Below are 11953 nucleotides of genomic sequence, written 5' to 3'. Positions count from 1 at the left end.
GCCCCGGATGAGATCGGGCCTGGTGTGGGTCTGCACCGTGTCGGTCCTGGCCGGCGTGGTGATCGGCTTTGTCGGCGGCGCGTTCCGGTGGTGTCTGCAGCTCGCGGACCGCTGGCGGGTCGACCTGGTCACCTGGGCCCACGACCTGCCGGGGCCAGGGTGGCTGGTGCCGATCGCCGTGGCCGCTCTCGGGGCGACGCTGGCCGCCGTCGTGGTCCGGTGGGTGCCGCTGGCCGCCGGGAGCGGCATTCAGCACGTCGAGGCCGTCTATCGCGGGACGGCCCGACCGCCGAGCCTGCTGCTGCTGCCGGCCAAGTTCATCGGGGGTGTCCTCGCGATCGGCTCGGGCCTGGTGCTCGGCAGAGAAGGCCCGACGGTGCACATGGGTGCGGTGATCGGCGCGCAGGCCGCGCGGCGCGGCGGGCTGGACGACCGTGATGTGCGGCTGATGCAGACAGCGCTGGGCGGTGCCGGACTGGCGGTCGCGTTCAACGCGCCGATCGGTGGGGCGCTGTTCACCCTCGAAGAGGCCACCAAATCCGTGCACATCCGCACTGTGCTCGTCACCCTGTTCTCGGCCGCCACGGCCGTGGCCTGTGCCCGGTTGATCCTCGGCGACCAGCCGGATTTCCAGGTCGATCCGGTGGCGGCGCCGTCGACCACCCTGGTCCCCGTCTTCATCGTGTTCGGTCTCGTCACCGGCTGCCTGGGCGCGCTCTACAGCCGGCTCGTGCTGAGCTTCCTCGACGGCGTCGCCGCCGTTCCCCGGATTCCGGCGGTCGCGAAGGCGGCGGTCATCGGCGCGATCATCGGGCTGGTGGCGTTCGTGGATCCACGTGCCGTCGGTGGCGGTGATGGGCTGACTCAGCTGATCGTCGGAGGTGGCGCCCTGGCGTTGCCGATGGCTCTGGGGTATCTGGTGGTGCGGCTGGTGGCCGGTCCGTTGTCCTATGCGGCCGCGGTACCCGGTGGGCTGTTCGCGCCCCTGCTGGCCGTCGGCGCGCTGTGGGGTGTTCTGTTCACCGGCGGCCTGAATGTTCTTATACCCGAGAGTAAATCGTCGCTCGTGGTGCCGATGGCCATCGTCGGCATGGCCGCGTTCTTCGGTGCCGTCGTGCGGGCGCCCGTAACCGCGATCGTGCTGGTGATCGAGATGACCGCCACCACATCGCTGGTCGTGCCGATGCTGGCGGCGACCGCCGCTGCCGTGCTGGCCGCCGAACTGCTGAAATCGCCGCCCATCTACGACAGCCTGCGCGAGCGGATGCAACCTGACGGAAACAGAGGCCCGCTAGATTCGCAGGAGCGCCGAAACCGCGGGGGGCAGTGAAAGGGCACCAGCGAGACGTGGCCGACGAACCAAGCCAAGAGACCCCGGCGGCACGCACGGTCGTGTTCGCCCTCTACGACAAGGTCACCCTGCAGGATGTGGCGGCGCCCCTGGAGATCTTCGCCCGTGCCAACGATTTCGGGGCGAACTACCATGTGCTGCTGGTCTCGCCGACCGGTGCGGCGGTTGGCACCACGGCCTACGCACGCCTGGACGTGAATCTGGCGCTGGCCGACGTGCCCGCCAGGATCGACACGCTGCTGGTGCCCGGCGGCGTGCCTGCGGATTTCTCCTTCACCCCTGGCCTGCACGACATTCCCGAGGAGCCGACACCCGATACGGTGCCGGACGCCCTGGAAATGGTGCGCCTGCTCGCGCCGCGGGCACGTCGGGTGGCCTCGGTGTGCACCGGCGCGTTCGTGCTCGCCGCCCTCGGGCTTCTCGAAGGGCGGCGCGCGACCACCCACTGGGCGCACTGCCAGACATTGGCGCGCAGATATCCGAACGTGCGCGTGGATCCGGATTCGCTGTTCGTCCAGGACGGGCCGTTCATCACGGGTGCGGGCATCACCGCGGGTATCGACCTGGCGCTGGCCCTTGTCGAGAGTGACTACGGCCCGACGGTGGCCCGGCGGGTGGCGCGCTGGATGGTCGTCTTCCTCCAACGCCCGGGCGGGCAGGCGCAATTCAGCGTGTGGGCGGAATCTGCGCTGCCGGTCTCGGGTGGGCTGCGCGATATCGTGGACGCGGTGATCGCCGACCCCGGCGCGGACCATTCCATCGCATCGATGGCCGTCAAAGCGGCCGTGAGTGAGCGGCACCTCGCCCGGATGTTCCACGACCAGATCGGGATGACCCCGGCGCGATTCGTCGAACAGGCCCGGCTGGAGGCCGCCAAAGTGCTCCTCGCGACCGGTGATCAGAGCCAGGATTCCATTGCGCGACGGGCGGGCTTCGGCACGACGGACACCATGCGGCGCACCTTCCGCCGAAACCTCGGCGTGTCACCCGGCGTATACCGGAACCGCTTTCGCACCACCGGGATCGACCAGTAACGGAGCGGGCCGAGTCGGTGCCGGCAGCACGCGATGCGCCTCCAGATGGTCGCGGATGCGGGCCCCGTACCGCAGCCCGCTGCGCTGTGCCGCGGCGTGGAAGGACTCACCGGCCAGTACCAGGCTGACTGCATTCTCCAACCGGACCTCGTACACGTACTGCCGCAGCGTCACCCCGACCTGCGCCTTGAACAGCCGGGCCAGATGCCGTGGACTCATCCCGATCTGGGCGGCAACGACGTCCAACTCGTAGTGTCCGGCCGGATCCGCGCTGACGGTCGCCATCAAGCGCTCCAGCTCGGCGTGTTTGGGTCGCGGAGTCCTGGCGGCCGCAGAGATCTGGGGATGGCCCTCCATGCGCCTGCTGAGAACCACCATCTCCCTGGAGATCTCGTGCGCGAGGTCGGCTCCGTAGTCATCAGAGACCAGCGCGAGCGCCAGGTCGATGCCGGCCGCGGAACCCGCGGCGGTCCAGATGTCGTCGTCGCGGACGAACACGGACTCGCGGTCCACGATCGTGGACGGACAGCGGGTGACGAAGGCGTCCAGGTGGCGCCAGTGCGTGGTCGCGCGACGGCCGTCGAGCAGGCCGGTCGCGCCCAACGCGAAGACCCCGGCGTCGATGGCGGCGATCCGCCGCACACCGGCAGTACGAGTTCGGACCGACTGCTGAACATGTGACGGAACAACTTCGGAGACAAAGCTTTCGCCGCCGAGCAGGATCACCGTGTCCGGAGGCGTGTCCAGTAGCGCGGCCGGAGTGGCAGCGAGTGTGAGTCCCGACGAACAACGGATCGCCGAGGAATCCCCGTAGGTGTGCAGCGACACCGCGTAGTCGTAGCCGAGGGTGCGGGCCACGTCGAACACCTCCAGCGCACCGGTGACATCCAGGGTCCGGACGCCGTCACAGGCCAGCATCGCGATGCGACGCGAACGGTGCTCGACGTAGTGACACATGAGCCAAGGGTGCGCCCACCGCGGTGCGGGTGCGATCCGATGTCCGGATTTTCGCGCCTCCTGTCCGTGTCGGTCGGCCGTGGGCGGCGAGGTCCCGTTTCGCGCAGAAGATGTCCACCTCGGCGGACAACCGATAAGCGGGGTTTACCAGTCCGAAACACCATCGGCCCAACGTTGTTGCCACGAAGCAGATCTCGATACCGCGATGACAAGGGTGGACTGCATGGATTCACGATCGGCTCTGACATTGAGCATCGGTGTGCTCGGCGGGGTCGCGGTGGCGCTCACCGCGACCGTGATCACCGTCCCCATCTGGGTGGTCTTCCTGTCGTGGGCTTCCTTCTTCTTCGTCGGGGGAGGCCCGGGCGGCTGGGTGCGGTCGGTGTCATCGAATCTGGTGGGTGTCCTCATCGCCAGCGCCAGCCTGTACGCCGCGCATCTGCTCGGCGGCAGTCTGACCGTCACGGCCATCGCCGTGGGCGTGGGAAGTGCGCTGATGGTGCAGGCGTCCTGGGTCGATCTGCTGTCGACGACACCCGCGGTGGTGGTGGGTTTCGCATCGACGGTCTCGACCGTGGCCGGGACGGGACAACTGGTGACCGCGACGAGCATCTCCCACCCGGGGTTGGTGGCGGCCTGCGCCTGCGTGCTGGGCGCCACGTTCGGTATCGCCTCGGAGTACCTGGCCAATGTGATGACACGTACGGCCCCGGCCAGCCGTACCGGAACAGAAGGTGCACCGGCATGAAACTGCAGCATTATCTGGGTGGTCTGGAGGGCCTGCCCGAACCGCTCAATTTGGAGAAGCGGGTGTTCGTCGAAGAGTGGGAAAAGCGCATCTTCGGCATCCACGTCGCCATGATGGGCCTGAGCGCGCACCTGGGCTCGGCGCTGCCGGAGTACCCGATCGCCGAGGTGCCCACCGAGTTCCGCGACGAGTGGACGTGGGCTTCGCTGCGCACCGGCGCCGAGGCGATGAATCCGTTCGACTATTTCAAGTTCCGCTACTACGAGAAGTGGCTCGGCGGAATCAGCCAGTTCTTCATCGACCAGGGGTACGTGTCTGAGGAGGAGATCAGTGCCCTGATCGCGGCCCCGGCGACGGTCCCGAGCGGCGGTGATCCGGCGATCGATGACCAGGTGATCGATTACCTGCGCCGCGGCGACAGCCCGCGCCGTGACACCGCGCACCCGAAGTTCGCTGTGGGAGAACAGGTCCGCATCGGAAACCTGCCCGCCGGTGCCCACACCCGGCTGCCGGGGTACCTGCGGACCCGGGTGGGCACCGTCACCAGGATCTTCGAGGGCGACTACGGCTACTTCGTCCACACCGGCGACGGAATCGGTGACCCGATGCCGATCTACATCGTCGAGTTCGCCCCCGCGGAACTCTGGGGCGTCCGGGCGGAACCGGGCGCCAACACCCTGTACGCCGAACTGTTCGAGGCCTATCTGCAACCCGTCGAGGAGGACAAGTGACCGAGCAGTTTTCGTACCCGTCCGATCGTGAGCAATCCAGCGCCGATCGGGTCGGGGCCCTGGAGCGGCTGCTGATCGAGAAGGGGGTCATCACCGGCGAGACGGTCGACAAGGTGCTCGCCTACTTCGAGTCCGAGATGACACCGCTGAACGGTCAGAAGATCGTCGTGAAAGCCTGGACGGACCCTGATTTCGCGGCCCGGGTGGTCGTGGACACCCCGGCGGCGCTGGCCGAACTGGACCTGCCCGAGGGGATGGCCGGCGCGGAAGGCGAGCACCTACAGGCGGTGGCCAACGAGCCCGGGGTGCACAACCTTGTCATCTGCACGCTGTGCTCCTGTTTTCCCTGGCCGGTGCTGGGATTGCCCCCGTACTGGTACAAGGACCCGGTGTTCCGGGCACGTGCCGCCCGGGAACCCCGCACGGTGCTGACCGAGGTCGGAGTGGACCTGGCCGAGGACACCGAAATCAAGGTGTGGGATTCCAGCGGGCATTCGCGGTGGTTCGTCATCCCCGAACGGCCCGCGGGAACCGAGGGTTTCACCGAGGAGCAACTCATGGGACTGGTCACCACCGAGTCGATGATGGGCGTCGCACTGGCAGGGCAGCCGGCATGAAACTGCACCAGACCTGCACGACGGATCAGGCCGCGCCGTCGTTCGACCACGATTGGCAACGACGGGCCTTCGGCCTGGCGCTTGCCTTGTCCGAGTTCGGTCACTACCCGTGGGCTGAATTTCAGCAGAGCCTGATCGACACGATCGGCGCGTGGGAGTCGGCGCCCGCACCCGCCCGGGGTGAATGGGAGTACTACGACCACTGGGTCGCAGCACTGGAACACGTTGTGGACCATCGGAAAATCCTCACCGCCCCACTGATCACCGACGACGGCGACCACGTCGTCCACGACGACCACCACTGACCCTCGCGAAAGGAAGCGCAGATGCACATCGAACCAGGAATCGTGGACGGCGCAAAGATCGTCCTGAGTTATGCCACCGCGGGCGGCGCCGGCGCCTACGCGCTGACGATGGCGTGGAAACACCTCAAGGAGCGAGGCCCGGGGTCAATGCTGCTCGGCACGTCCGTGACCACCGCGCTGGTCCTGGTGTTCTTCGAGATCCTCCCGCACTTCCCGGTGGGCGTCTCCGAGGTGCACCTGATCCTCGGCTCGACGCTGTTCCTGCTGTTCGGCGCCGCGCCCGCGGCCTTCGGTCTGGCGCTGGGCCTGCTGATCCAGGGCATGTTCCTGGCCCCCTTCGATCTTCCGCAGTACGGCATGAACCTGACCACGCTGTTGGTGCCGCTGTTCGCGTTGCAGTACGTGGCGGGCCGGACGATCGCACCACAGACGCCCTATACCGCCCTGAAATACCGTCAGGCCCTGACCCTCTCGATGACCTACCAGGCGGGCATCGTGTCGTGGGTGGGGTTCTGGGCGCTCTACGGTGAGGGCCTCAGCGGGCAGACGGTCGCCAGCATCGCGACATTCGGTGCCGCGTACATGCTGGTGATCGTCGTCGAACCACTGGCGGATGTGGCCGTGCTGGCCGGTGCGAAGGCCCTCGAGCGGTACAAGAACGACGCCTGGCTGGAGCCACGCCTGTTCAACCCGGCCTGACCGGTGGTGTGAAGATGGGTCCATGACCGCAACGCTCGTCGCCAAGGATGTGGCCGGCGGACACGCCCATCGCACACTGTTCGAGCACGTCGACCTGACCGTGGCGCCCGGCGATGTCATCGGCGTCGTCGGCGCCAACGGGGCAGGCAAGAGCACCCTGTTGCGCATCCTGGCCGGCGATCTCGACCCGCTCGGCGGCACGGTCAGCGTCGCCCCGGCCGATGCCTTCGTCGGGTGGCTGCCACAGGAGCACGAACGGATCCCGGGGGAAACCGTCGCCGGCTACATCGCCCGGCGCACCGGATGCGCGGCGGCAACATCGGCGATGGAAGCCGCGGCCGAGGGCCTGTCCGATTCCAGTGCCACCGCGGACGCGTACTCGGTGGCACTGGATCACTGGCTGGCCACCGGCGCGGCGGACCTGGAGGAGCGGCTGCCCGCGGTGCTCGCCGACCTGGGTCTGGACTCCGGGTTGGTACCGGACTCGACGCCGATGACCGCGTTGTCGGGTGGGCAGGCGGCACGGGTTGGTCTGGCCGCACTTCTGTTGTCCCGCTTCGATATTGTGCTGCTGGACGAGCCGACCAACGATCTGGACCTGGATGGGCTGGCCCGCCTGGAGCGTTTTGTCGGCGAACTGCGGGGCGGTGTGGTGCTGGTCAGCCATGACCGGGAGTTCCTCGCGCGCTGCGTGACCCGGGTGCTCGAACTGGATCTGGCGCAGAACACCACCACGGTCTTCGGCGGCGGCTACGACAGCTATCTGGAGGAGCGCGCGGTCAACCGGCGGCACAAGCGCGAACAGTACGAGGAGTTCGCCGACAAGAAGGCGGATCTGGTGGCGCGCGCCCGTACCCAACGCGAATGGTCCAGCCAGGGCGTGCGCAACGCGATGCGCAAGGCCCCCGACAACGACAAGAACCGGCGCCGCGCCCAGACCGAATCCAGCGAGAAGCAGGCGCAGAAGGTGCGTCAGATGGAGAGCCGGATCGCCCGCCTGGAGGAGGTCGAGGAGCCCCGCAAGGAATGGTCGCTGCAGTTCACCATCGGATCGGCCCCGCGGTCGAGTTCGGTGGTGGCGACCCTTGACAACGCCGTTGTGCGCCAAGGTGAATTCGTGCTGGGCCCGGTCTCACTACAGGTCGACGCCGGCGAGCGGATCGGCATCACCGGCCCGAACGGCGCGGGCAAGTCGACACTGCTGGGGTTACTGCTGGGCCGCACGCCACCCGACGAGGGCCGGGCCGGTCTGGGCGCGAACATCGCCGTCGGCGAGATCGACCAGACCCGTGCCGAATTCGACGGGCCGGGGCGGCTGATCGATCGTTTCGAACAGCACGTGCCGGACTGGCCGACCGCCGAGGTGCGCACGTTGTTGGCGAAGTTCGGTCTGGGCGCCGACCATGTGGAGCGCGCCGCGCACGAGCTGTCACCCGGTGAGCGCACCCGGGCCGGCCTGGCGCTGCTGCAGGCCCGCGGCGTGAACGTGCTGGTGCTCGACGAACCGACCAATCATCTGGATCTGCCCGCGATCGAGCAACTCGAGCAGGCCCTGGAGAGCTATGATGGTGCGCTGCTGCTGGTCACACACGATCGCCGGATGCTGCAGAATGTGCGGCTGGATCGGACGTGGCGCGTCGACGGTGGCCGGGTTCACGGCGTGTAGCGCGTCACCTTGTCCGGGTGGATGACCAGACGCAACAGGTCGGCGCCCAGCATCTGCTGCAGTTCGGCTGCCCGACCCTCGTCGGTGAGGTCCCAGTACCGATTGGCCAACCGGGTGGCAAGTTGTTGCGCTCCTTCGCTTTCCAGCGTCGTGGCACCGGCGACCGACACCCAGCGCTCACGTTCGCCCACCGGGGCGGCGACCACCAGAGACGCGCGAGGGTCGGTGCGCAGGCGCCGGACCTTCGCCGCGTCGGTGAGGGTGAACAGTTCGATGGTTCCGTGTTCGGTGGCCTCGAACCACACCGGACGGGGCTGCGGCGGGTCGGCGCCGGTGGCCACGGTGAAGAACCCGAACAGCGGGCGGCGCAGGAACTCCAGGTCTCCAGGCGTCAGCTTCACCGCGACCACGCCCCACTGGCCGCTGTCCGCAGCACGTAGTCCTCGAAGGTCCGGGGCTCTCTGCCCAGCACGGATGCCACCCCGCCCGTGGTCGTGGCGAGCGGGCCGCCGTCCATCATCACGAACATCTCGGTGACGTGTTCGGCATCGGGCTCGCCGACGCCCTGTTCCACCAGTAGCGCGGTGTACTCGGCCGGGGTGATCTGCTTGTAGGTGATGGGCTGCCCCGATGCGCGAGAGATCATCTCGACAGCCTCGGCGAAGGTCAGCGAGTCCGGGCCGGTCAGCTCGTAGACCTGCCCGGCGTGACGGCCGGGCTCGGTCAGGACCTTGGCCGCGACATCGGCGACGTCCTCGATGTCGATGAAGGGTTCGGGGGTGTCGCCGGCAGGCAACGCGAGCTCCCCGGCGACCAGCGGCGCGTGGAACAGGTCCTCGTCGAAATTCTGCGCGAAGTTGTTGGGCCGCAGGACGGTCCACTCCGAGGCCGAACCGCGGACGGCTTCTTCGGCCGAACGCATGTCCAGCCCGAAACGCGAGTCGCCCCACGTGTCGGCGCCGCGCCCGGACAGCAGCACCAGCCGTTGCACCCCGGCGGCCTGCGCCCTGGCGACGAACTCGGGTGCGGGGCCCACCGTTGCGGGCGCGACCATGTACACCGCGGTGACGCCCTCCAGCGCCGCATCCCAGCCGGCGGGATCGGACCAGTCGAAGGAGGTCTGACTGGATCGGGAGGCGAGCCGGGCGTTGACGCCGCGCAACCGCAGGCGGGCGGCGACGCGGCGACCGGTCTTCCCGGTCGCGGCCAGGACAAGGATTGTGTCTGTACTCATGGTTCCATTCAATGCCGCCGGATCGGACGATTCCATGGTCGTAACGCCGGGTTCCATGTGAATTCGTCTAACCTCGATGCATGGACGTCTTCGGTGACCTGTGCCGTGGGGTGCGTGCCCACGGCTCGCTGTTCGGCAGCTCGCAGCTGTCCGCGCCCTGGTCGCTGCGCTTCGTGGACGGTGCGCCGCTCACGTTGTGCACCGTTCTCGACGGGCAGGGCTGGTTGGTTCCCGAGCACGGCGCTCCCGTGCAGATGCGGGATCGAGACACCGTCGTGGTGAAGGGGCCGGACACCTTCACCTTCGTCGACGATCTCGACACCGCCGCGGAGCCGATCGCGTGCGGGGAGATGTGCGCGAAACCCGAGTACGGCGGCACCCGGCATCGGATCGGGTGGAATGACGACTGCGCTTCCGGTGCGGGAACCACCACCTTGGTGGTCGGCGCCTACCCGGTGCGCGGTGAGATCAGCCGCCGCCTGCTCGACGCGTTGCCCGCGGTGTTGCACCTGTCCAGTGGTGGCAACGGCGACGCGGTGCTGGACCACCTGGCCGTCGAGGCGGCGCTCGACATCCCCGGTCAACAGGTGGTGCTGGACCGATTGCTGGACTGGATGCTGGTGTGCACGTTGCGGACCTGGTTCGACAGCCCCGAGGGTCACCCGCCGGCCTGGTGGACCGCCCAGCGTGATCCGGTGGTCGGTGACGTGCTGAGACTGTTGCACGCCGACCCCACTGCGCCATGGACGGTGTCGTCGCTGGCGGCGCAAGCGGGCGTGTCCCGGTCGACGCTGGCCAAACGTTTCACCGATCTGGTCGGTGAGCCGCCGCTGACCTACCTCACCGGGTGGCGGATGACCCTGGCGATGGACCTGCTGATCGAGCAGCAGACGGCGACGGTCAGGGAGGTCGCCCGAGCCGTCGGCTACACCGATCCCTTCACCTTCAGCGCGGCGTTCAAGCGGGTGCGTGGCGTCAATCCCAGCGAGTTCCGCCGCATCAACATCGCGTAAGGACCGGCCCCGCGGACGTCAGGGTTGCGTTGGGACAGCGGCGGTACCGCACGGCCCGACGTACACCTGGACACATGACCCTCGCGATAGCCGCTCACAGCCTGCCCGCCACGGCGTTGACCGACCCGGCACTGGCTGATTGGGCTCGCGCGCACTGTGTTTCGGTGACCGCGCACGATGGCCGCGACCTCGACCTGGTGCGCCGCTACCGCATTCGGCCCTTCCAGGTCGTGTACCGGTGCGGACCGGACAGCGCCGCCACTCGCCGTGCCGCCGGTCTCGGGGTACGCCGCTTCATCGTGTGCACCGCACATCAGATGGCCCGCCTCGACGAATGCGCAGCCGGTACCAAGTATCTCTACCTCGACGAACGCGCCCCGTTGATGCTGGGGGACCGGCGGTTGAAGGTCATCGGACTGCACGCCGAAGTCGGCGACGGGCCGGTAATGGCGGAATGGGCGACGGCGGCTGTGGGACTGGTGCATCGCGCCGCGGTCCTGCAAGCCTGCGGATCCACCGTGAAGCGGATCGCGCTCAGCGGCGGATCGACCGCGCTGTGGCTGAACGATCATCGGCGCGCGGCGGCCATCGTCGACGTCGTCGATCGGGCGGTGTGCGAGGAGTGCGACCGCAGCCACCTGCCCCGACCGGTGGTGACCCTGGCGGCGCTGACCGCCGGCCGGGGTGACGCAGCTCACCCCGCGTAACGGTGGGCGGTACCACCGGCGATGTAACCAGCATGTTCATTCGTTTGGGGACGGCGGTCGCGGTAGCTGCGACGGCCTTGGTCGGACTGGCCGGCGGCACCGCCGCGGCCGCGCCCGCGTGCGCGGATTTCCACTGGATCGGCGCCGCCGGTTCGGGTCAGCGTGACGGTGCCAATCTGACCGCCAACGGCGGCATGGGCGACGTGGTCTACCAGTCCTACCAGCAGCTGAGCGCCGAACTGGCCGCCGGCGGGCGGACCATCACGGCCGAGGCCGTGCAGTACCCGGCGGCACCGGTCCCGCTCGGTGACGGGCTCGGCGGCTGGATGGACTTCATGGACAGCGTCGAGGACGGCACCGAGGCCGCCGCCGATCAGCTCGAGGCGTTCACCGAGAGGTGCCCGCAGACCAAGGTCGTGCTCGCCGGCTACTCCCAGGGTGCGATGGTGATCCACCGCAATCTGCACGACCTGGCCGAGGCTCCGAACGTGGCGGCCGCCCTGCTGGTCGCCGACGGAGACCGATTGCCTGCTGACACCACCATCAACCTGGGATCGACAGCGGTGCTGCCGGGCGTAGGCAAGGGTGTCGCGCAGGAGCACTCCTTCCTGGCCTCGACCGACACCTCGCCGCTGCCGCCGGCCATCGGTGCACGCACCGTCAGCGTCTGCGATGTGGGCGATCCGGTGTGTGACTACGACGCCGACGCCGAAGAGTTGCCGGCCTCGGCCATCGCCATCCACACCGCCTACGCCCCCGCGGTCAGCGGGCCGCACGCCTGGGGTGGGCCGTTGTACAACCTGGTGATGAGCTCGAGCCCGGTGCCCGCGGTGGCCGACGCCACGGCGTGAACTTCGGCGAACTCGTCGCCGGCATGCTGCCACCCCGATA

14 protein-coding genes are annotated in these 11953 nt (G+C 68.4%); 11 read left to right on the top strand and 3 right to left on the bottom strand.

Annotated elements, in window-relative coordinates; genetic code table 11:
• Positions 1-7 precede the first annotated feature (7 nt).
• Positions 8-1330, top strand: coding sequence for a ClC family H(+)/Cl(-) exchange transporter (locus tag C6A86_RS28250; protein ID WP_105362221.1), 1323 nt, complete (start codon positions 8-10; stop codon positions 1328-1330).
• Between the two features lie 17 nt (positions 1331-1347).
• Positions 1348-2385 (top strand): GlxA family transcriptional regulator, encoded by a 1038-nt coding sequence (locus C6A86_RS28245; RefSeq protein ID WP_105362222.1) that lies wholly within the window; start codon positions 1348-1350, stop codon positions 2383-2385.
• Here the strand turns inward: C6A86_RS28245 and C6A86_RS28240 are convergent.
• Positions 2335-3342: a GlxA family transcriptional regulator gene (locus tag C6A86_RS28240; protein ID WP_105362223.1), complete on the bottom strand. Its 1008-nt coding sequence runs from the start codon at positions 3340-3342 to the stop codon at positions 2335-2337. The two genes, C6A86_RS28245 and C6A86_RS28240, sit on opposite strands and share 51 nt — an antisense overlap.
• 223 nt (positions 3343-3565) lie before the next feature.
• Between C6A86_RS28240 and C6A86_RS28235 the strand changes: the two genes are divergently transcribed.
• The 6 genes from C6A86_RS28235 to C6A86_RS28210 are packed head-to-tail and all read left to right on the top strand — an operon-like array spanning position 3566 to position 8108.
• The gene (locus C6A86_RS28235) at positions 3566-4090 is read left to right on the top strand and encodes a DUF1097 domain-containing protein (protein ID WP_105362224.1); all 525 of its coding nucleotides are present in this window, start codon (positions 3566-3568) and stop codon (positions 4088-4090) included.
• Complete coding sequence (gene nthB / locus C6A86_RS28230; protein ID WP_105362225.1) at positions 4087-4821, top strand: nitrile hydratase subunit beta; 735 nt, start codon at positions 4087-4089, stop codon at positions 4819-4821. The genes C6A86_RS28235 and nthB overlap by 4 nt, the downstream gene beginning before the upstream one ends.
• A complete protein-coding gene (gene nthA, locus C6A86_RS28225; protein ID WP_105362226.1) occupies positions 4818-5438 on the top strand; it encodes a nitrile hydratase subunit alpha in 621 nt (206 codons plus the stop codon). Before nthB ends, nthA begins: the two co-directional genes overlap by 4 nt.
• Entirely contained in the window at positions 5435-5743 is a 309-nt protein-coding gene (locus tag C6A86_RS28220; RefSeq protein ID WP_105362227.1) for a nitrile hydratase accessory protein, read from the top strand. Before nthA ends, C6A86_RS28220 begins: the two co-directional genes overlap by 4 nt.
• Before the next feature lie 21 nt (positions 5744-5764).
• The gene (locus C6A86_RS28215) at positions 5765-6442 is read left to right on the top strand and encodes an energy-coupling factor ABC transporter permease (protein WP_311100963.1); all 678 of its coding nucleotides are present in this window, start codon (positions 5765-5767) and stop codon (positions 6440-6442) included.
• 22 nt (positions 6443-6464) lie between these two features.
• Entirely contained in the window at positions 6465-8108 is a 1644-nt protein-coding gene (locus tag C6A86_RS28210; RefSeq protein ID WP_311100962.1) for an ABC-F family ATP-binding cassette domain-containing protein, read from the top strand.
• Here the strand turns inward: C6A86_RS28210 and C6A86_RS28205 are convergent.
• Together C6A86_RS28205 and C6A86_RS28200 are read right to left on the bottom strand one after the other, a co-directional pair.
• Positions 8096-8509 (bottom strand): pyridoxamine 5'-phosphate oxidase family protein, encoded by a 414-nt coding sequence (locus C6A86_RS28205; protein ID WP_233212913.1) that lies wholly within the window; start codon positions 8507-8509, stop codon positions 8096-8098. The two genes, C6A86_RS28210 and C6A86_RS28205, sit on opposite strands and share 13 nt — an antisense overlap.
• Positions 8506-9342 carry an NAD(P)H-binding protein gene (locus C6A86_RS28200; RefSeq protein WP_105362306.1) on the bottom strand — a complete coding sequence of 279 codons (837 nt, stop codon included), beginning with the start codon at positions 9340-9342 and terminating at the stop codon, positions 8506-8508. The genes C6A86_RS28205 and C6A86_RS28200 overlap by 4 nt, the downstream gene beginning before the upstream one ends.
• Before the next feature lie 80 nt (positions 9343-9422).
• Here C6A86_RS28200 and C6A86_RS28195 point away from each other — a divergent pair, with 80 nt between their 5' ends.
• From C6A86_RS28195 to C6A86_RS28185, 3 genes are all read left to right on the top strand, one after another.
• Positions 9423-10355, top strand: a complete 933-nt coding sequence (locus C6A86_RS28195; protein WP_105362294.1) for an AraC family transcriptional regulator — start codon at positions 9423-9425, stop codon at positions 10353-10355.
• Positions 10356-10429: 74 nt separating this feature from the next.
• Positions 10430-11062 carry a hypothetical protein gene (locus C6A86_RS28190; protein WP_142406915.1) on the top strand — a complete coding sequence of 211 codons (633 nt, stop codon included), beginning with the start codon at positions 10430-10432 and terminating at the stop codon, positions 11060-11062.
• Positions 11063-11094: 32 nt separating this feature from the next.
• Positions 11095-11913, top strand: a complete 819-nt coding sequence (locus tag C6A86_RS28185; RefSeq protein WP_105362307.1) for a cutinase family protein — start codon at positions 11095-11097, stop codon at positions 11911-11913.
• Positions 11914-11953 lie beyond the last annotated feature (40 nt).

The organism is Mycobacterium sp. ITM-2016-00316, assembly GCF_002968335.2.
In the GTDB taxonomy this organism is placed as follows: domain Bacteria; phylum Actinomycetota; class Actinomycetes; order Mycobacteriales; family Mycobacteriaceae; genus Mycobacterium.
This window is presented reverse-complemented; position numbering and strand designations above follow the sequence as displayed.

Coding starts and splice junctions, on each gene's coding strand:
- C6A86_RS28235 (WP_105362224.1), top strand. CDS start 3,566: ATGGATTCACGATCGGCTCTGACATTGAGCATCGGTGTGCTCGGCGGG.
- C6A86_RS28250 (WP_105362221.1), top strand. CDS start 8: ATGAGATCGGGCCTGGTGTGGGTCTGCACCGTGTCGGTCCTGGCCGGC.
- C6A86_RS28240 (WP_105362223.1), bottom strand. CDS start 3,342: ATGTGTCACTACGTCGAGCACCGTTCGCGTCGCATCGCGATGCTGGCC.
- C6A86_RS28190 (WP_142406915.1), top strand. CDS start 10,430: ATGACCCTCGCGATAGCCGCTCACAGCCTGCCCGCCACGGCGTTGACC.
- C6A86_RS28220 (WP_105362227.1), top strand. CDS start 5,435: ATGAAACTGCACCAGACCTGCACGACGGATCAGGCCGCGCCGTCGTTC.
- C6A86_RS28200 (WP_105362306.1), bottom strand. CDS start 9,342: ATGAGTACAGACACAATCCTTGTCCTGGCCGCGACCGGGAAGACCGGT.
- nthB (WP_105362225.1), top strand. CDS start 4,087: ATGAAACTGCAGCATTATCTGGGTGGTCTGGAGGGCCTGCCCGAACCG.
- C6A86_RS28185 (WP_105362307.1), top strand. CDS start 11,095: ATGTTCATTCGTTTGGGGACGGCGGTCGCGGTAGCTGCGACGGCCTTG.
- C6A86_RS28210 (WP_311100962.1), top strand. CDS start 6,465: ATGACCGCAACGCTCGTCGCCAAGGATGTGGCCGGCGGACACGCCCAT.
- C6A86_RS28215 (WP_311100963.1), top strand. CDS start 5,765: ATGCACATCGAACCAGGAATCGTGGACGGCGCAAAGATCGTCCTGAGT.
- C6A86_RS28195 (WP_105362294.1), top strand. CDS start 9,423: ATGGACGTCTTCGGTGACCTGTGCCGTGGGGTGCGTGCCCACGGCTCG.